General features: G+C 71.9%; 13 protein-coding genes. 7 read left to right on the top strand and 6 right to left on the bottom strand.

The window, feature by feature from the left end:
- Positions 1-125 precede the first annotated feature (125 nt).
- Positions 126-1187 carry a glycoside hydrolase family 12 protein gene (locus PZC42_RS18460; RefSeq protein ID WP_277213187.1) on the top strand — a complete coding sequence of 354 codons (1062 nt, stop codon included), beginning with the start codon at positions 126-128 and terminating at the stop codon, positions 1185-1187.
- Here the strand turns inward: PZC42_RS18460 and PZC42_RS18455 are convergent.
- Together PZC42_RS18455 and cofG are read right to left on the bottom strand one after the other, a co-directional pair.
- Positions 1184-2737, bottom strand: coding sequence for a flavin-containing monooxygenase (locus PZC42_RS18455; RefSeq protein ID WP_277213185.1), 1554 nt, complete (start codon positions 2735-2737; stop codon positions 1184-1186). The genes PZC42_RS18460 and PZC42_RS18455 overlap by 4 nt on opposite strands.
- Positions 2734-5133 (bottom strand): 7,8-didemethyl-8-hydroxy-5-deazariboflavin synthase CofG, encoded by a 2400-nt coding sequence (cofG, locus tag PZC42_RS18450; protein WP_277213183.1) that lies wholly within the window; start codon positions 5131-5133, stop codon positions 2734-2736. The genes PZC42_RS18455 and cofG overlap by 4 nt, the downstream gene beginning before the upstream one ends.
- A 211-nt stretch (positions 5134-5344) precedes the next feature.
- Here cofG and PZC42_RS18445 point away from each other — a divergent pair, with 211 nt between their 5' ends.
- Together PZC42_RS18445 and PZC42_RS18440 are read left to right on the top strand one after the other, a co-directional pair.
- Positions 5345-7597 carry an ATP-binding protein gene (locus PZC42_RS18445; protein ID WP_277213265.1) on the top strand — a complete coding sequence of 751 codons (2253 nt, stop codon included), beginning with the start codon at positions 5345-5347 and terminating at the stop codon, positions 7595-7597.
- 123 nt (positions 7598-7720) lie between these two features.
- Complete coding sequence (locus PZC42_RS18440; RefSeq protein WP_306575650.1) at positions 7721-8452, top strand: alpha/beta fold hydrolase; 732 nt, start codon at positions 7721-7723, stop codon at positions 8450-8452.
- A gap of 41 nt (positions 8453-8493) precedes the next feature.
- On the opposite strand, the gene PZC42_RS18435 is transcribed toward PZC42_RS18440, so the two are convergent.
- On the bottom strand, positions 8494-9708 hold the full coding sequence (locus tag PZC42_RS18435; protein WP_277213179.1) for a cation:proton antiporter: 1215 nt from the start codon (positions 9706-9708) through the stop codon (positions 8494-8496).
- Between the two features lie 64 nt (positions 9709-9772).
- On the bottom strand, positions 9773-10804 hold the full coding sequence (locus tag PZC42_RS18430) for an FUSC family protein (protein ID WP_277213178.1): 1032 nt from the start codon (positions 10802-10804) through the stop codon (positions 9773-9775).
- Positions 10805-11280: 476 nt separating this feature from the next.
- Here PZC42_RS18430 and PZC42_RS18425 point away from each other — a divergent pair, with 476 nt between their 5' ends.
- Positions 11281-11604, top strand: coding sequence for an STAS domain-containing protein (locus PZC42_RS18425; RefSeq protein ID WP_277213176.1), 324 nt, complete (start codon positions 11281-11283; stop codon positions 11602-11604).
- A 54-nt stretch (positions 11605-11658) separates the two neighbouring features.
- Here the strand turns inward: PZC42_RS18425 and ppgK are convergent, their stop codons facing one another.
- A complete protein-coding gene (ppgK, locus tag PZC42_RS18420) occupies positions 11659-12423 on the bottom strand; it encodes a polyphosphate--glucose phosphotransferase (protein WP_277213174.1) in 765 nt (254 codons plus the stop codon).
- A 28-nt stretch (positions 12424-12451) separates the two neighbouring features.
- Between ppgK and PZC42_RS18415 the strand changes: the two genes are divergently transcribed.
- Positions 12452-12655 (top strand): SPOR domain-containing protein, encoded by a 204-nt coding sequence (locus PZC42_RS18415; RefSeq protein WP_277213172.1) that lies wholly within the window; start codon positions 12452-12454, stop codon positions 12653-12655.
- A 37-nt stretch (positions 12656-12692) separates the two neighbouring features.
- Here PZC42_RS18415 and panB read toward each other — a convergent pair whose 3' ends face one another.
- Positions 12693-13565 carry a 3-methyl-2-oxobutanoate hydroxymethyltransferase gene (panB, locus tag PZC42_RS18410; RefSeq protein ID WP_277213170.1) on the bottom strand — a complete coding sequence of 291 codons (873 nt, stop codon included), beginning with the start codon at positions 13563-13565 and terminating at the stop codon, positions 12693-12695.
- Positions 13566-13671: 106 nt separating this feature from the next.
- Between panB and glnA the strand changes: the two genes are divergently transcribed.
- Positions 13672-15009 carry a type I glutamate--ammonia ligase gene (gene glnA / locus PZC42_RS18405; protein ID WP_277213168.1) on the top strand — a complete coding sequence of 446 codons (1338 nt, stop codon included), beginning with the start codon at positions 13672-13674 and terminating at the stop codon, positions 15007-15009.
- A 35-nt stretch (positions 15010-15044) separates the two neighbouring features.
- On the top strand, positions 15045-18161 hold the full coding sequence (locus PZC42_RS18400) for a bifunctional [glutamine synthetase] adenylyltransferase/[glutamine synthetase]-adenylyl-L-tyrosine phosphorylase (protein WP_277213166.1): 3117 nt from the start codon (positions 15045-15047) through the stop codon (positions 18159-18161).
- Positions 18162-18215: the final 54 nt, after the last annotated feature.

Here is an 18215-nt window from a genome sequence, read left to right as displayed (position 1 = left end):
GAGCGGTAACATGATATTTCTCCAATATCGCACCTCCCTGGGCGTTCGCGCCCGTGGGCTCACACCGATCCCCGGAACGGACAAACATGAAGACAGCGAGGCAGAGGCACGCCGCGTGGCGGAGCGTGACCAGGCACCGGCTCCTGTGGGGTGGCGCGGTCGCGCTGGCCGTCCTGGGGGTTCTCTCGTACCCGGTCGTGGCGTCGCTCTCGGACGGCGCGGCCGACACCGCGCGGACGGCAGACGCTCTCGTGGCCAGCGCCTCACGGGTGAGTACCCCGACCCCGACCCCGACTCCGACAGCCACTCCGACCTCCACGGCCACCCCGACTCCGACAGCCACTCCGACCTCCACGGCCACCCCGACTCCGACAGCCACTCCGACTCCCACGGCCACCCCGACTCCGACTCCCGGTGCCCCCGACCCGGCGGCAGGGCCGTCGCCCGACACGACCACGCCGCCGAAGTCGAACACGGCCGGGTCCGCGGGACGGACTCGCCCCGGGACCACGGACGAGGAACAGGAAAAGGCCAAGGTCTACTCCTCGTGCGACACGTGGGGGGAGCACACCCAGGGCGACTGGACGGTCTACAACAACGTCTGGGGCAACACAGGCAACAACTCGCAGTGCCTCACTGTCCACAGCATGAACTCGTGGTACGTCGACTCGACCCAAACCGGCGGCGGCATCAAGTCGTACCCGAACACCTCGGTCAGACCGCGAACCCCCCTGTCGCAGATGGCGGACGCGGGGTTCACCTACAACACGTCATCAGCCCCCTCCGCCAGCGGAGACTGGTGGAACTGGACGGCGGACCTCTGGTCCACCGACAACCAGGACGAGATCATGATCTTCACCAGCTGGTACCCGAGCGCAAACGGCTGGGGGAAGAAGATCGCGAGCAACGTGACGATCGGCGGCATCCTCTACTCGGGGGTCTACCAGGCCGACCCTGGCTGGAACGTCCTACAGTTCATTCCCGCCAAGCAGAATCATGACGGCTACGTGGACGCCCTGGCGACCTGGCGATGGGCCGCGGACCGAGGTCTCCTGCGCAACACCACCTTCGACACGATGCAGTTCGGCCTCGAGATCACCTCGACCAGCGGTCAGCAGAAGAGGTACTCGCTGAACGACTACCACGCCTCGTGGACCAACACCTCGGGCCGCGGGTCGGGCATCTAGTCCGGCAGCCGCACCGACACGTCGAGCCCCGCCCTGTGCGCGGCTCGCCCGAGAGGCCTCGGCCCAGGGCGCTGCGCCCGGGCCGAGGCCGTGACCGGAATCGGCGTCCGAACCGCGAACGGCGCCGGGTCGAACACGCCGAACCGCTCGCGGTACTCCGCCGCCTGTCCGGGCCACAGGAGCGTGAGCCGGCCCGAGCGCTCGTCCACGTACCAGCTGCGGCAACCGCCGCGCAGCCACACCGTCCCCGCGGCGCGCTCGTCGATCTCCCGGGTGTACGCCGCCTCGGCCGCCGCGGACACCTCCAGCGGCCCGCCGGCCGCGTCGAGGTGGTCGAGCGCGCCGAGCACGTAGCCGATCTGCGCCTCGATCACCTCCAGCGCGGAGTGATGGCCGAGCCCTGCGTTGGGGCCGTCCAGCACGAACAGGTTCGGAAAGCCGTGCACGGCAGTCGAGGCGTGGCTGGTCATCCCGCCGGCCCAGTGCTCGGCGAGCGTCTGCCCGCCGCGGCCGGCCACCAGGTGCGCGAACGGCGGGCGCGTCGTCTCGAACCCCGTGGCCAGCACCAGCACGTCCACCTCGTACCGCGCCCCGGACGCCGCGACCAGCGTCGCTCCGTCGACGACTACCGGCCCGCTCGGCTCCAACGTGACCTGGGGCTCCTGCAGGGCCGGGTACCAGTCGTCGCTGAACAGCGCCCGCTTGCAGCCCACCGCGTAGTCCGGTGTGAGGAGCGCACACAGCGCGGGGTCCCGCACCTGCGCGCGCAGGTGTGCCTCCGCGCGCCCGCGCAGCTCGGCCTCCGCCGTCGTGCCGGCGATGCGCGCGTCGAACAGCCGGTCCGCGTCCTCGGCCAGCGCCACCCGGTCCGGCCGGGCCTCGCCCGGCGCGTAAACGCGGTCCCCGCGCGGCAGCACCCAGGGAGGCGTGCGCTGCAGCACGACGACGGACTCCGCGTGGCGTGCCAGCTCGGGGACGAGCTGCACGGCGCTCGCCCCGGTCCCCACCACGCCGACCCGCAGCCCGGCCGGCAGGTCACGGTCCCAGCGGGCGGAGTGGAACACGCGGCCCGGGAACGTGCCGAGCCCCGGCAGGTCGGGCACGTGCGGCTCACTGAGCCGGCCCACCGCCGTCACCAGCACCCGGGCGGTCAGCGGACCGTCGGATGTCGTCAGGTGCCAGGTCGCGTCGTCCTCGTGCCAGCGCGCGCCCGTGAGCTCGGTGCCGAGGCGCAGGTGCTGGTCGAGCCCCTCGGACCGGGCGACGTCCCGCACGTACTGGTGGATCTCGGCGCCCGGCGCGAACACCCGTGACCAGGTCGGCTGGGGCAGGAACGAGTAGGAGTACAGGGCACTCGGGATGTCGCACGCGACGCCCGGGTACACGTTGTCGCGCCAGGTCCCGCCGACGTCGTCGGCCCGCTCCAGGACCGCGAAGCCGGTGCGGCCGGCGCGCCGCAGGCGGGCGCCGAGCCCGACCCCGGCGAGCCCGGCGCCCACCACCGCGACGTCGAGGTCCGTGCGCGGCGTGCTCGGGTCCGTACCTGTCACCCCACCTGCTCGTACGTGGTCGTGCGCTGCCGCACCGGCCGGCCCAGCCCGGCGGCGAGCCGCGTCACGTCCGCCACCGCCAGCTCACGGCCCCGCTCGGGGCCGGCGTCCGGGGCCAGGACACCGTCGAGCAGCACACCGCCCAGGTCGTCGGCGCCGCCGGCGAGGACCCGCTGCGCCCCGCGCATGCCGAGCTTGGTCCACGCGGCCTGCACGTGGTCGATCCGCCCGGCGAGCATCAGCCGGGCCACGGCGTGCAGGGCGCGGCTCTCGCGCGAGGTCGCCCCGCGAGCGCCGGGCACCGGCACCGGCGACTCCGACGGCAGCCACGGCATCGGGATCAGCTCGGTGAACCCGCCGGTCGCGTCCTGCACGCGAGCCAGCGTGCGCAGGTGCCGAACCTGGTCGCGCGCCGTCTCCACGTGCCCGTACACGATCGTCGCCGTCGACCTCAGGCCCGCGGTGTGCGCGGCGGTGATCAGCTCGACCCAGCGCTCGGCCGGGATGTCGGTCCCGCCGGTGAGCAGGGCGCGGACCCGGTCGTCGAGGATGCGCGCGCCCGTGCCGGGCACGGTGTCGACACCGGCCTCGCGCAGCGCCGTCAGCCAGTCCGCCAGGGGCAGCCCGGCGCGGGCGGCGCCGTCGGCGAGCTCGGCCGGGCGGAAGGCGTGCAGGTGTTCCGTCCCGCCCCGCTTCACCGCCCGGGCCAGGGCGAGGTAGCCCTCCGCGCCCGACGCGGCCGGTGGCACGCCCTGCGCGCACACCTCCGTGGCGCCGAGCTCGACGGCCTCGGCGGCCAGCTCGGTGACCTGCTCCGGCGGCAGGCCCAGCGAGACGTCGATGTTCCGGTTCACGGCGTACGTCACCGCGTCGCCGACCCGCTCCCGGCGGACCTGGTCCGCGAGCGCCGTGAGTTCTTCGAGGTCCGTGCCCTGGGCACCGAGCAGTTCCACCCACGCGGCGTCGTCGACCCCCGCGGGATCGGCTGCGACGTCGGCGAGCAACCCACCCAACCGCCCCGGCCTGTCGAGTGCTGGCTTCTTGCGGCCTGGTGGCGCTGAAGGGCGCAAGGAGCCGGCACTCAACGGGTCGGAGGCGGGGAACTCGCCCTGCAGGGCGTCGTGGCGGGCCAGGCCGTAGTCGTCGGCCAGGGCCAGGACACGGGGGCGGAGGCGGTCGTCGAGCCAGTCCGCGCCGTCCCGGGCCTCGCGCAGGTAGTGCGGGTGGGCGGTGAGGCGCTCGCGCAGCGTGTACCCGCCCTCGGCGGTGAGCCGCGCCAGGTTCTCGATCTGCGGCCAGGGCCGCTCGGGGTTCACGTGGTCGGGGGTGAGCGGGCTGACGCCGCCCCAGTCGTCGACGCCGGCGCGGACCAGGAGCTGGAGCTCGGCGGCGTCGGTCAGGTTGGGCGGCGCCTGCACGCGCATGCCTGGGCCGAGCAGCACCCGGGTCACCGCGACGGCGGCCGCGTACTCCTGGGTCTCCAGGTCCTCGGCGCCCATCATGGCCGTCGCGGACTTCGCGCGGAAGTTCTGCACGATCACCTCCTGCACGTGGCCGTGCCGGGCATGCGCGTCGCGCAGCGCCAGGATCGAGTCCACGCGCTCGGCGTAGTTCTCGCCGATGCCCAGCAGCACCCCGGTGGTGAAGGGGATGCGGGACCGGCCGGCGTCGTCGATCACGCGCAGCCGCAGGGCCGGATCCTTGTCGGGGGAGCCGAAGTGCGCCTGCCCCTTCTCGGACCACAGCCGTTCCGACGTGGTCTCCAGCATCATGCCCATCGACGGGCCGACCGGCTTGAGCCGTTGCAGCTCCGCCCACGACATCACGCCCGGGTTGAGGTGGGGGAGCAGCCCCGTCTCGTCGAGGATCAGCCGGGCCATGTGGCCCACGTAGTCGAGCGTCGAGGCGTACCCGTGGGCGTCGAGCCACTGCCGGGCCACCGGCCAGCGGTTCTCCGGCCGGTCGCCGAGCGTGAGGAGGGCCTCCTTGCAACCCAGCTCCGCGCCCTGCCGAGCCACCTCCAGGACTTCCTCGGCCTCCATGTAGGGGGAGATGTCGGCCTGGGCGAGCTTGCCCGGCGTCTGGACGAAGATGCAGTAGTGGCACCGGTCCTGACACAGGTGTGTCAGCGGGATGAAGACCTTGCGGGAGTACGTGATGACGCCGGGCCTTCCGGCTTCGGCCAGGCCGGTGTCGCGCATCGTGCCCGCGACGGCGAGGAGCCGGTCCAGGTCGGCGCCGCGGGTGTGCAGCAGCACCTCGGCGTCGGCTCGGTCGGGAGTGCTGCCGCCGTCCTCCTCCAGACGGTCGAGGGCTGCGTCGAGGACGTCGCGGTCCGGGGCAGGCGGCTGGTCGGCCGTGTGCGAGGGCGTGCGCAGGGTCAGGGGAACAGTCATGGGCCCACCTCGGGTGCGGGAACCGGATCGGGATGGTCCGGAGGGGACGGGCCGACACTATGTCATCCAGCCGCGGCCCTTCGCGTCATCGGCAGCGGCCACCGCTCCGCGCTCGGAGGCGAACGTGGCGCCGGTGAATCGGGGAACGCTGCGATAATCGACCCGCCCGAGCGCACCCGCGCCCGCGGCGGGCGAGGACGCTGGAGTCGTGATGGTCAGAGAGCCGCGAAGCGTGTTCGTCGGTCGCCATCGCGAGCTGGAGACCCTCCAGTCGCTCCTCGACGCATCTTCGCTCGTGACGCTCACGGGCGTCGGCGGTGTCGGCAAGACCCGGCTCGCGATGCGCGCGGCGAACCAGTACGCGGAACACGAGGGCATCGACTGTTGGTTCGTCCCGCTCGAGTCCGTGCAGGACCCGCAGAGAGTGCCGAGCGCGGTGGTGCGCGCCCTTCCGCTCGCGGACCAGTCGGCGCGCGACCCGCTCGAAGCTGTCGTCGCCGCGCTTCGCGACCAGCCCGCGATCCTGGTCCTGGACAACTGCGAGCAGATCATCGATACCGCCGCCTCGTTCACGGACGAGATCCTGCTCGCGCTCCCGCAGCTCACCGTGCTCGCGACGAGCCGTCGTCCGCTCGAGCTCGACGGCGAACTCGTCTACACGGTGCCCCCGCTGTCGATGGAGGTCGCGCCGGAGGGACCGTCTGAGGCGGTGTCGCTCCTGGTGACCAGAGCGCGTGCCGCCGACGCCGCCTTCGAGCTCGGTCCGACAGAGGTGGAGGCCGCCGTGAAGCTGTGCCGATCCCTCGATGGGCTGCCGCTCGCGATCGAGCTCGCGGCGACGCGGCTGCGGACCCTCTCGATCGCGGAGCTCGCGAGCGGTCTCTCCTCCCGTTTCACCCTCCTTCGCGGCGGCTCTCGCAGCGCCGTCGGGCGGCAACGCACCCTGCGGGCGGTGGTCGACTGGAGCTACGAGCTGTGCTCACCCGACCATCGAGAGCTCTGGTGCGCGCTCGCTGTGTTCTCCGGCCCGTTCGACCTCGAGGCCGCTGCGGCGGTCGGGGGCTACACGATCGACGACATCGTCGATCCCCTCGACGAGCTCGTCGCGCAATCCGTCGTCGAGGCGGACCGTGAGACCGGTCGATTCAGGATGCTTGAGACGATCCGCGGCTACGGGCGCGATCGCGCAGAGGAGGAGGGGTGGTCGACGCTGCTGACCCGACGCCACCTCGATCACTTCGCGGCCGTCGCGGCGAGCTCGCGCGTGGACTGGTACGGCCCGGGCCAGACCGCGGTCCTCGCGCGGCTGCGTGCCGACCGGGCTGAACTGCAGTCCGCTCTCACCGTGGCCACCGTGATCGACGCAGATGCTGCTCTCACCATGTTCTCCGATCTGTGCTACCACTGGGCGGTCGGCGGGTTCATCCCCGAGGGGCGCGGCTGGGCGACTCGCGTGCTCGCCTTGCCGGGGGGTTCCGCCACCCACCGGGTTCCGGCACTCATCAACGCCGCATGGCTGTGCCTGCTGCAGGGTGACCTCGACGAAGCGGCGGCGCGACTCGACGAGGCGGACAGCCAGACGCCGGGCGCCTCGCTCTCAGCGGACGGGGCGGCCACGATCCGCGTCGAGATCCACCGCTGGCGTGGAACGCATGCGATGTTCTCCGGCCGGCCGCGGGATGCCGTCGGCGAGTTCGAAGCGTCGATCCGCGCCGCTCAGGAGTGCGGCCGTCCCGAGGAGGCCCTCCTCTCGCAGTTCCAGCTCACCACGGCACTGAGCCATCTGCGCGTGCCCGAGGCGGCCCGTGCTGCGAGGGACGCACTCGCCTACGCCGAGTCCGTGCACGAGAGCTGGATGCGCTCGCACGCCCTGTGGTCGCTCAGCCTCGCCGCGTTCGTCGACAGCGACCTGGATACCGCGGAACGGTTCGCGCGGGAGGCGATGACAGCCGATCGCGGTTTCGACGATCCCGTCGGCGAGTGCCTCATGCTCGAGGTGCTCAGCTGGGTTGACGCCGAGCGCGGCATGGCGGATCGGGCCGCGATCCTGCTGGGGGCGACCGATGCCCGGTGGCGGCTCATCGGGTCGGCGATCACGGTCCACGGGCCGCAGCTCGCGGCTCATCACGATCGGTGCGTCGATGAGCTCCGGCGGCGGCTCGGCTCCCAGCGGTACGACAAGCTCGTCGCTGCGGGCGGGCGCCTCGCCCCCGACGAGGCGGTCGCGTTCGCCCTCGAGCCGAGGAGCACGGTCGCGGGCGGGCTCAGCGCGCGGGAGCGCGAGGTGGCGATGCGCATCCATCGCGGGATGACCAACCGGGACATCGCCGCGGAGCTTGTGCTCTCGGTGCGCACCGTCGACACTCACGTGCAGCGCATCCTCGGCAAGCTCGGCTTCTCGTCGCGCGCTCAGATCGCGGCCTGGTACGAGGCGACGTTCGTCACCGCCTCGCCGATTACGTAGTCTCACGGATACCGTCGCCTGGTCCGCGGCGGCACGCTGGGCGAACGACACCGACGTCGACCCAGCAGATGCGCAAGGTCGGGTCTCGCGACAGCGAACCCGTGCGCGTCTCGTCCGAAAGGCATGGAATCTCCGATGACTGCGCAAGTCCGTCCCCGAATCATCCTCGTCCACGGCGCCTGGGTAGGCTCATGGGAATTCGAACCGCTGGTGCAGGTCCTGCGAGAGCGCGGCTGGGAGGTCGACGCGCTCGATCTTCCCTCGACCGGGAGCACCGAGAGCATGCTCCAGGATGCCGCGGCCATCACCGCCGCGATCGAGCGCGCCGGCGGACCGGTCGTACTCGTCGCGCACTCCTACGGGGGCGTGCCCGTGACCGAGGCGGGCGATCACCCTGCGGTCGAGCGCATCGTGTACGTCGCGGCGTTGGCGCTCGACGCCGGTGAGAGCGTCATCGCCTCGATGGGCGGCTCCCTCCCCGAGGTGTGGGGTACCGCAGACGGACAGGTCACGATGGGCCGCAGCCGAGACGAGCGCGTGGACCTGATCGCCGCGGACATGCCCCCCGGAGTACCGCGCGAAGCCTCCGAGCAGCTCGCCGATCTGTTCCGACCGCAGTCGCTCGCCTCCTTCAGCGACGAGGTCTCCCGTGTCGCATGGCGGGTCAAGCCCGCGACCTTCATCCTCACCGAGAACGACGGCGTCCTTGCGCCCGCGTTCCAGGAGTCGCTCGCCGTGCGCAGCGGCGCCGAGATCGTCCGCATCCCTCACGGTCACGCGCCGTTCCAGGAGGACCCTGCCGGCTTCGCGGACTTGCTCGAGCGCGCCGCGGACCTCTCGGCCGTCGCAAGCTGAACGCGCCACGAACAGCCGGGCACCGAGCGGGACGGCGACCTCTACGCGACCCTGTCGTGACCGGAACGGCTCGCGAGGTGGGCGGCGGTGAACGGGAAGACGAGCACCGTGACCGCCCCCGCCGTCACCATCACCGAGGCGAGATCGGTGCTGATGATCTCCGAGGACGCAGCGATCTGGGTCACTGCCACGATGATCGGCAGGCCTGTCGACGCGTACAGGCCGAGTGCCGCTCGCTCCCGCAGGTTCGTCAAGCCCGAGTGGGTGGTGGTCCACTGCTCGCGCGCGAAGACGGGCAGCCCGCGGACCAGCAGGATCACCGCGACGAACCCCAGGAGCAGCGGCCACCGGGCGGCCACCGCGGCCACGTCGATGTTCATGCCGCTGGTCACGAAGAACACCGGGATCAGGAGGCTGAAGCCCACGATCTCGACCTTGTGCGTGATCTCGCGCGCGTGGTCGGGCGCCGCGCCCTTCAGCACGGCGTTGAGGAGGATGCCCGCGGTGAAGGCTCCTAGTGCGACGTCGAGCTCGAGAACGGCGGTCAGCAGCATGAGCGTGATCAGGATCAGGACCGTGATGCGCAACGTCGTCTGCATCGTCGTGTTCGATGCCCGGCCGAATGCCCGGCCCAGGATGGGCGCAAGATGATAGACGCGGCGTGGGATCGCCACGACCACGGCGGCCGCCGCGGCGAACGCGACCAGGACGACGGCGGCCTGCCAGGTGCCTCGCGTGGAGAGCAGGAGCGACATCGCCACGATGGGGAGCATCTCCCCGTAGGCGCCATGGATCATCGTGGCGCGGCCGAGCGGGGTGCCCAGGGCGCCGGAGTCCTTCAGGATCGGCAGGAGGGTACCCAGCGCCGTCGAGGTCGAGGCGATGGCCAGCACGACGGCGACGTGCACCTGGCCCTCCAGCAAGAGCATGCCCGCGCCGAACCCGAGAGCCGCGCACGCCAGCCACGTGACGGCCGCCTGGCGTCCTTGCCGGCCGCGCATGTCCGTGGTGTCGACCTCGAGGCCGGCCAGCAGGAACAGGAAGCCCAGACCCAGCTCGCGCAGGAACACCACCGACTCCGTCGTGGCGGCCAGTCCCAGGGCGTGCGGGCCGATGACAGTCCCGAAGACCAGCAGCCAGACCACGTCAGGGACCCGGCGACGGGTGACCAGCGCCAGGATGGGCGCCAGGACGGCCGCCAGGGCGACCCACCACACCGAGACCAGGTTCTCTACCAGCAGCTGCCCTTCTGCCATGGCTGGGACGCTACCGGCGAAACCGGTGGGCGGCTCGCCCAGCACCAGGAAGGCCAGCTGCCCCTCAGGCTGGCGTCGACCCGTCGTGGCTCCGGGAGCGCCCCCGCGTAACGAGCGTGTGGCCCACCGTCAGGACGACGGCGGCGCCGGCGGCACCCACCAGGGTGTAGGCCGCTCGGTCGACGATGCTGTCGATGATCGCGTCCGACCCCCCGGCGGTCTGCAGGACGACCGCGGGGGTGAGGAAGGTGACGAACGCCCAGTACGGCAGCTTCATGTTCGCCCACGCGGCCGCGATCGTGAGCGCCAGGGCCAGTGCGGTGATGACGGCCGGCAGGTCCTTGAAGGCGGCGACGATCACGACCGCGACCAGTGCACCGGCGAGGGTCCCGGCGACGCGCGCCGCCACGCGGGCGGCGCTGTCGGCGTAGTACGGCTGGACGACGACGAAGACCGTGAGGATCAGCCACCACGAGTCCGGACCGAGCCAGCTCATGGCGATGTAGGTCCCCACCCCGACCAGCAGTCCGAGTGCGGCAGCGAAGTAGCCGGCGGTGTGCTGCGGAGTGGTCGCCGGTGGCTGCACCGGGAACGCCCGGACGAGGAGCTGACCGAGCGTGGCGGCCCAGAGCCCGCCGAGGAGCACGAACCCGACGGTGACGAGTCCCGAGGTCAGTGACGCACCGGCCGCCACCGTGCCGGAGGGCAGCCCGACGTCCAGGTCACCGATGAGGGCGAAGGCCGCCAACGGGCCGGCGAACGAGAGCATCAGGTGCCAGCCCCGCAGCGCCGCGAACCCGGTCGCGACGCCGATCGCCGCCATGTACAGCGCGCCCACGATCGGCATGTCCTGCAGGAGGAGGGAGATTCCGACGAACGCGGGAGTGACCAGGGCGGCGGCGAATCCCACCCGGGCGCCCGCGAACAGGCCGATGACGACGGGCAGCATGCCGAGGTACCAGAGCGAACCGTTCGCGTGCCAGGGGGAGACGCTCAGACCCACCATGGGCGCCAGCACGGCCAGCGCGAGGAGGGCGATCACCCCGGGTGGCGGCGCGTGGCGTGCGGCCGGTCGTCCGGGTGTCTCAGCCGCCATGTCCGCACACGCTAGCCGTCGCTCACCGGGGCCGCACTCGCGAACGTGTGCGCCGATGATCAGGGTCGCCCGCGCCCGGCGGCCTCGTCGCCTCTGAGGACGGCGAGCCCGTCGGGTGGGTCGCCGTCGCGCCGCGTACGACCTATCGCCGCTACTACGGGCGCATCCCCGTCGTGTGGGCGGGGCGGAGCGAGGACCGCGAGGACGGATCGGTGTGGTCCGCGGTCTGCTTCGTGGTCCGCGCCGACGGTTCGTCGTCGGTCATGCGCATCGACTTTCTGAGCACTCCGGCGAGCGGCGCGAAAACGTTGCCTGGAGGTGAATTTTTGGTCAAGTAATCTTCTGTGACGGGGTTCACTCTCAGGCAGGGCTGGTGTAGATTGGCGCCCACGCGACAACGAGGTCGCGTGCCCTGAATCGCCGGTGCCGCGCCGTGGCACGCAGGGGGCGAGGACTCTAGGGATGAAGGTGCGACTGTGACCCTCACCAGTGAGGTTCGTGCCGGCGGGATCGCTCTGAGCGAGCGCCCGTCGGTGAGTGTGGTGATGATGTGGGGCGAGATCGACGTCGCCCTGCGCAACGAAGCCTCGGCGGCACTGGCCGGGGCCTTCCAGCGAGACCTTCCTGTGATCGTGGACGCCTCCCGGGTGACGTTCATCGACTCCGCGGGAATCGCCTTCCTCGTCCAGCTCTGCCGCATCGGGCAGGACGAAGGGCTCCAGGTCTCGCTGCACGACCCGCCGTCCGCTCTCCGCGCTGCGCTGCGTACGCTCGAGCTCGACTCGCTCGTCGCAGGGTGACCTCGATCGATCGGTGCCGGCCACGCGAGCGTGGCCGGCACCGTCGTGTCCGGGTCAGTGCGGGCGTGCCGCCAAGGACGCTGCTCCGACGATTCCTGCCTGGTTGCGCAGGGTCGCCGGGATGATTTCGGCCCGCAGGTCGAGCAGAGGCAGGAACTTCTCGTGGTGCTTGCTGATGCCGCCACCGATCACGATCAGATCGGGCGAGAGCAGCATCTCCACCGTCTCGAAGTAGCGCTGCAGCCGCTTGGCCCACTTCTCCCAGGACAGGTTCTCGCGGTCCCGCGCAGACTCGGCGGCCCGGCTCTCGGCGTCGTGACCGTCGATCTCCAGGTGCCCCAGCTCGGTGTTGGGGACCAGGACGCCGTCGACCAGCAGCGCCGACCCGATGCCCGTGCCGAGGGTCGCCAGGAGGACCACCCCGTCGCGGCCCCGGGCCGCGCCGTACCGCTGCTCGCCGACGCCGGCCGCGTCCGCGTCGTTGACCGCCACGGCCTCGTGCCCGGTCGCCTCGCGGACGAGCGCGGGCAGGTCGATGCCCTTCCAGGACTTGTGCAGGTTCGCGATGAACCGGACGATGCCGTGATCCAGCGGGGCGGGGAAGGCTACGCCGACCGGCACGTCGTCCGGCAGGTCGAACCCGTCGACCAGCTCGGCGAGGACTTCGCCCACGGCTTCGGGGGTCGACTTGTCGGGCGTGCGGATCCGCTGCCGTTCCGCGGTGAAATCCCCGGTGGTCAGGTCTACGGGCGCACCCTTGATCCCGGAACCGCCGACGTCGATGCCGAAGGCCACCCGGTGCTCTCGTTGCTCAGACATGAGGACCATCTTGGTGCAGGATCGTGGCATGAGCGAGAACAGTCCACGTCAGAGGCAGTACTGGTACAACGCCGACACCGGCGAGGTCGTGGAGGCCAGGCAGAAGCCTGCCTGGACGCACCGCATGGGTCCGTACCCCACCCGCGAGGCAGCTGAACGCGCTCTCGACACCGCTGCGCAGCGCAACGAGAACTGGGAGGACGACGACGCCGAGTGGCGGGGCCAGGACTGAACCAGGCGTCGTCCCTGGTGGTGGGGCGACCGGCCGGCTACTGCCCGAACGAGTGCTCCGTGGTGGGGAACGCTCCGGAGCGGACCTCGCCGGCGAAGTCCGCGGCAGCCTGCTGCAAGGCCCTGCCCAGCTCGGCATAGCGCCGGGCGAACCGCGGCGACCAGTCCGTCATCCCGGCCATGTCGGTCCACACCAGCACCTGCCCGTCCACGTGCGGCCCGGCGCCGATGCCGATCGTGGGGATCTGCAGGAACTCCGTGATGCGTGCGGCGACCTCGACGGGCACCATCTCCAGCACGACGCCGACGGCGCCGGCCTCCTGGACGGACAGCGCGTCCTGGCTCAGCTCTTCTGCCGCGTCGTCCCCCCTGCCCTGCACGCGGGGGCCGCCGAGGGCGTTCTCCGCCTGCGGGGTGTATCCCAGGTGCCCGACGACGGGGATGCCGGCCGCGGTGATGGCCTGGATCTGGGCGGCAGAGCGGCGGCCCCCCTCCAGCTTGACGGCAGAGGCGCCGGTCTCCTTCATGACGCGCACCGCGGAGGCGAGCGCCTGCTCGGGCCCGGCCTCGTAGCTGCCGAAGGGCAGGTCGACGACGACGAACGCATGGCTGGTCGCCGAGGCGACGGCCCGGCCGGCGCGGACCATGTCGTCGAGCGTGACCGGGAGGGTGGTGGCGTGCCCCAGCATCGTGTTGCCGATCGAGTCCCCGACGAGCAGCATGTCGATCCCCGCCGCGTCGAAGAGCGCCGCCGTGGGTGCGTCGTAGGCGGTGAGCATGGTGATCTTCTCGCCGCGCTCCCTCGCCTGCCGCAGGTGGTGGACGCGCACCCGGCGGGCGTCGGAGGTGACCGACCTCACACCGGCTGGGGGGTCGGTCTGGGGCGACGGATCCTGGCTCGTGTTTGCCATGGTCGATAGCGTAGGCGACAGCCGGTCGGGACCCTGTCTCGCATCGGTCGACGGTGCCGGAGCGGTACGTCACCCACGGGCAACAGGTATCGGGCAGGATGGGGTCATGGACAGGCAGCAGGAGTTCGTGCTCCGCACGGTCGAGGAGCGCGACATCCGCTTCATCCGTCTCTGGTTCACCGACGTGCTGGGGGTGCTCAAGTCCGTCGCGGTCGCCCCGGCGGAGCTCGAGCAGGCCTTCGTCGAGGGCATCGGGTTCGACGGCAGCTCGATCGAGGGACTGACACGGGTCTACGAGGCGGACATGATCGCCAAGCCGGACCCGACGACGTTCCAGGTGCTGCCCTGGCGTGGTGAGCGCCACGGCACGGGCCGGATGTTCTGCGACATCCTCACGCCCGAGGGGGAGCCCTCCCTGGCCGACTCGCGCAACGTCCTCAAGCGTCAGCTCGCCAAGGCGAGCGACAAGGGGTTCACCTTCTACACCCACCCTGAGGTCGAGTTCTACCTCTTCAACCAGATGTCCGCGGCCGACCAGCCGCTGGTCCCGGTCGACCACGGCGGGTACTTCGACCACCTGGCCCGTGGCAGCACGCACGACTTCCGCCGTGCGGCGATCACGATGCTCGAGTCGATGGGCATCTCGGTGGAGTTCTCCCACCACGAGGCGGGTCCCGGCCAGAACGAGATCGACCTGCGGTACGCCGATGCCCTGACCACGGCCGACAACCTCATGACCTTCCGCACGGTGGTCAAGGAGGTGGCGCTCGAGCAGGGCGTCTTCGCCTCCTTCATGCCCAAGCCGCTGGCGGACCAGCCGGGCTCCGGCATGCACACCCACATGTCGTTGTTCGAGGAGGACCACAACGCCTTCCACGAGCCCGGCGCGCAGTTCGAGCTGTCCAAGACCGGCCGTCAGTTCATCGCAGGCCTTCTCGTGCACGCTGGTGAGATCACGGCGGTGACGAACCAGCACGTGAACTCATACAAGCGGCTCTGGGGCGGTGCGGAGGCGCCCAGCTACATCTGCTGGGGTCACAACAACCGCTCGGCGCTCGTGCGGGTACCGATGTACAAGCCCGGCAAGGGCAACTCGTCGCGGGTGGAGTACCGCGCGCTGGACTCCGCCGCCAACCCGTACCTGGCCTTCGCGGTGCTGCTGGCCGCCGGCCTGAAGGGCATCGAGGAGGGCTACGACCTGCCCGAGGCCACCGAGGACGACGTGTGGGAGCTCACCGGTTCCGAACGCCGGGCGCTCGGCATCGCGCCGCTGCCGGACTCGCTCGACGAGGCGATCGAGCTCATGGAGTCGTCGGAGCTCGTGGCCGAGACCCTCGGCGAGCATGTCTTCGACTACGTGCTGCGCAACAAGCGCAACGAGTGGGACGCGTACCGCTCGCAGGTGACGCCCTACGAGCTGCAGACGTCGCTGCAGTTCCTCTGAGCGGCTGTGGTGACCGGTGCCGCTAGGGTCGGGACGTGAGTTCGACGACGTCCGGTACCGGTAGGCGCGAGACCCTGACCCGGAGGCTCCTCCGGGCAGGGTTCGCCGACCTGACCCGCTCAGCGTCGTTGTGGGCCGACGACGCCCTCCAGCAGCGCCTGCCCGCCGACGACGGCGACCCCGTGCTGCGCGCGCTCGGAGCTACGGCCGATCCCGACCTCGCCCTCCTGCAGCTCGTCCGCCTCGCCGGCGCGCCGGGCACCGGCGACCGTATGGACCGCCTGCTGGCCGTCGAGTCCTCGGAACCGGAGAGCTCCACCCGCACGCGGCTGTTCGCCGTGCTGGGTGCGTCGTCCGCCCTCGGCGACGAGATCGTGCGGCGTCCCGACCTCCTCGACGTGCTGGCCGGTGACGACTCCGGTATCGGCTCCGACCCTGCAGCCGTCCGTGCCGACCTGCTGCGCGCCGTCGGCGCGGACCCGTCCGCGGAGGTCCCGGTCGCCGCGGACGAATGGAGCGACGCTGCCGCCAGCACCGCCACGGACGCCTTGCGGCGGGCCTACCGAGCACACCTGCTGCGGATCGCCGCCACCGACCTGACCTCCACCGACCCGCTGGCCGTGCTGCCCGCCGTCGCCGCGGCGCTCGCCGATCTCGCCGCCGCGGCACTGGAGGCAGCGCTCGCGATCGCCCGCTCCCAGCTGCCGGACCACGGCGCGGGCGTGCGGCTGGCGGTGATCGGCATGGGCAAGACCGGTGGCAGGGAGCTCAACTACGTCTCCGACGTCGACGTGGTGTACGTCTGCGAGCCGGCGCTGGCGGCGGACGGCACGCCGGTGATGGACGAGGCCGCCGCCATGCGGGTGGGCACCCAGCTCGCGTCCCGCCTGCAGAAGGTGTGTGGCGGAACGTCGGTCGAGCCGTCGCTGTGGGAGGTCGACGCCGCGCTGCGCCCCGAGGGCAAGCAGGGACCGCTCGTCCGGTCGCTCGAGAGCCACCTGGCCTACTACGAGCGCTGGGCCGCTACCTGGGAGTTCCAGGCGCTGCTCAAGGCGCGGCACGTCGCGGGCGACGTCGAGCTCGGCGCCGCGTACCGGGACGCCGTCGACCCGTTCGTGTGGGCGGCCGTGAACCGCGACCACTTCGTCGAGGACGCGCAGGCGATGCGCCGTCGCGTGGAGCAGAACGTCCCCGTCGCCGAGGCCGACCGGCAGATCAAGCTCGGCAAGGGGGGTCTGCGCGACGTCGAGTTCACCGTGCAGCTCCTCCAGCTCGTGCACGGCCGCACGGCCGAGAGGATCCACGCCGCCAACACGTTCGCGGCCCTGGACACGCTCGCCGAGGCAGGGTTCGTGGGACGCGAGCACGCGGCCCGGATGGGGGAGTGCTACCGCTTCCTGCGTTCCCTGGAGCACCGGGTGCAGCTCTTCCGGCTGCGGCGGACGCACTTGCTGCCGACCTCCGAGGAGGACCTGCGCCGCCTCGCCCGGTCGCTGGGGATGCGCGGCCAGGGTGCCGACGACCTGATGCGCCGCTGGCGGGACACCCGCCGGGAGGTCCGGGCGCTGCACGAGGCCGTCTTCTACCGGCCGCTGCTGCCGGCGTGGGCGCAGCTCTCCGACGACGAGCTGTCGCTCGCTCCGGAGGCGGCCCGCGCCCGCTTCGCTGCCGTCGGCTACCGCGATCCCGACGGGGCGATGCGTCACGTCGTGGCGCTCACCGAGGGGACGTCACGGCGTGCGGCGCTGCAGCGCCAGCTCCTGCCGGTCATGCTCGGGTGGTTCGCCGACGGTGCCGACCCGGACGCGGGGCTGCTCGCCTTCCGCAAGCTCTCGGAGGCGCTCGGCGGGACCCCTTGGTACCTGAGGCTGCTGCGCGACTCCGGCAACGCGGCGTACCACCTCGCGCACCTGCTGGCGTCGTCGCGCTACCTGGCCGAGGCACTGGCCCGGTCGCCCGAGTCGGTCCAGTGGCTCGCCGAGACGTCGCGGCTGGAGCCGCGCGGACCACAGCGGCTCGCGGCGGAGGCCGACGCCGTCCTCGCCCGGTCCGAGGACCCCGGGCCCGCCGGGACCAAGCTGCGCGCCCTGCGGCGGCGCGAGCTCGCCCGGACCGGCGCCGGCGAGGTCCTGGGTGTCCTCGACCCGGTGCGTGCCCAGGCGGCGATCACGGACGCCGCGGACATGGTGCTGCTCGGCGGGCAGCGGGTGGCCGAGTTCGCGGCCCGTTCCGAGATGGGGCTCGGCCCCGACCCTGCGGCGAACCCCACCCGGATGCTGGTCGTCGCGATGGGGCGCATCGGGGGGCGCGAGATGGGTTACGGCTCGGACGCCGACGTGATGTTCGTGCACGACCCGCTCCCCGGCGCGGACGCCGAGCAGGCGCAGGACTTCGCACTGCGGACCGCGCGGACGCTGCAGAAGATGCTCTCCGCCGTCGGGCCCGAGCCGAACCTTCCGACCGATGCCGATCTGCGTCCTGAGGGACGTCAGGGCGCTCTGGTGCGCACCTTCGGCTCGTACAGCGAGTACTACGAGCGGTGGATCGACGTGTGGGAGCAGCAGGCGCTGCTGCGGGCCCGGCCACTCGCAGGAGCCCTCGGTGGCGACGTCGAGCTCGCCGGGCGGTTCGCGGCGATGGTCGACCGGTACCGTTACCCGGCCGGCGGGCTCTCCGCGACCGCGTTGCGGGAGGTGCGCCGCATCAAGGCGCGGGTCGAGGCCGAACGGCTCCCGCGCGGAGCCGACCCGACGCGTCATCTCAAGCTCGGCCGTGGCGGCGTCTCCGATGTCGAGTGGGCGGTCCAGCTCTTGCAGCTCCAGCACGCGCACGAGGTGCCCGGGCTGCGGGTCACCGAGACCGTGGCCGCGCTCGACGCCGCGGAGTCGGCAGGCCTGCTCGACGTGCACGACGCCGAGTGGCTGCGCGAGGCGTGGATCCTGGCGTCCCGCCTGCGGTCCGCCCTCGTGCTGTGGTCGGGCAAGGTCGGCGGACCGCGTGGCGACGTGCTGCCGGCCGATTCCTGGGCCCTGTCCGGGCTGGCGAACCTGCTGGGCGACGTGGGCACGGGCGGCGAGCTGGAGGAGCTCTACCTGCGTGCGTCACGGCGCGCACGGACCGTCATGGAGCGCGTCGTGTACGGCGAGGACTGATCTGCCTCAGTCCTCCGAGCCCGTGGGTCGGACTGCCGCTGCGCTCCGCTACGG

The organism is Isoptericola croceus, from assembly GCF_029382255.1.
GTDB lineage: Bacteria > Actinomycetota > Actinomycetes > Actinomycetales > Cellulomonadaceae > Isoptericola > Isoptericola croceus.
Note: the sequence above shows the minus strand (reverse complement) of the source record. Positions and strands in the feature narration are given on the sequence as shown.

Coding starts and splice junctions, on each gene's coding strand:
- PZC42_RS18445 (WP_277213265.1), top strand. CDS start 5,345: ATGGTCAGAGAGCCGCGAAGCGTGTTCGTCGGTCGCCATCGCGAGCTG.
- ppgK (WP_277213174.1), bottom strand. CDS start 12,423: ATGTCTGAGCAACGAGAGCACCGGGTGGCCTTCGGCATCGACGTCGGC.
- PZC42_RS18440 (WP_306575650.1), top strand. CDS start 7,721: ATGGAATCTCCGATGACTGCGCAAGTCCGTCCCCGAATCATCCTCGTC.
- PZC42_RS18435 (WP_277213179.1), bottom strand. CDS start 9,708: ATGGCAGAAGGGCAGCTGCTGGTAGAGAACCTGGTCTCGGTGTGGTGG.
- glnA (WP_277213168.1), top strand. CDS start 13,672: ATGGACAGGCAGCAGGAGTTCGTGCTCCGCACGGTCGAGGAGCGCGAC.
- PZC42_RS18415 (WP_277213172.1), top strand. CDS start 12,452: ATGAGCGAGAACAGTCCACGTCAGAGGCAGTACTGGTACAACGCCGAC.
- cofG (WP_277213183.1), bottom strand. CDS start 5,133: ATGACTGTTCCCCTGACCCTGCGCACGCCCTCGCACACGGCCGACCAG.
- panB (WP_277213170.1), bottom strand. CDS start 13,565: ATGGCAAACACGAGCCAGGATCCGTCGCCCCAGACCGACCCCCCAGCC.
- PZC42_RS18430 (WP_277213178.1), bottom strand. CDS start 10,804: ATGGCGGCTGAGACACCCGGACGACCGGCCGCACGCCACGCGCCGCCA.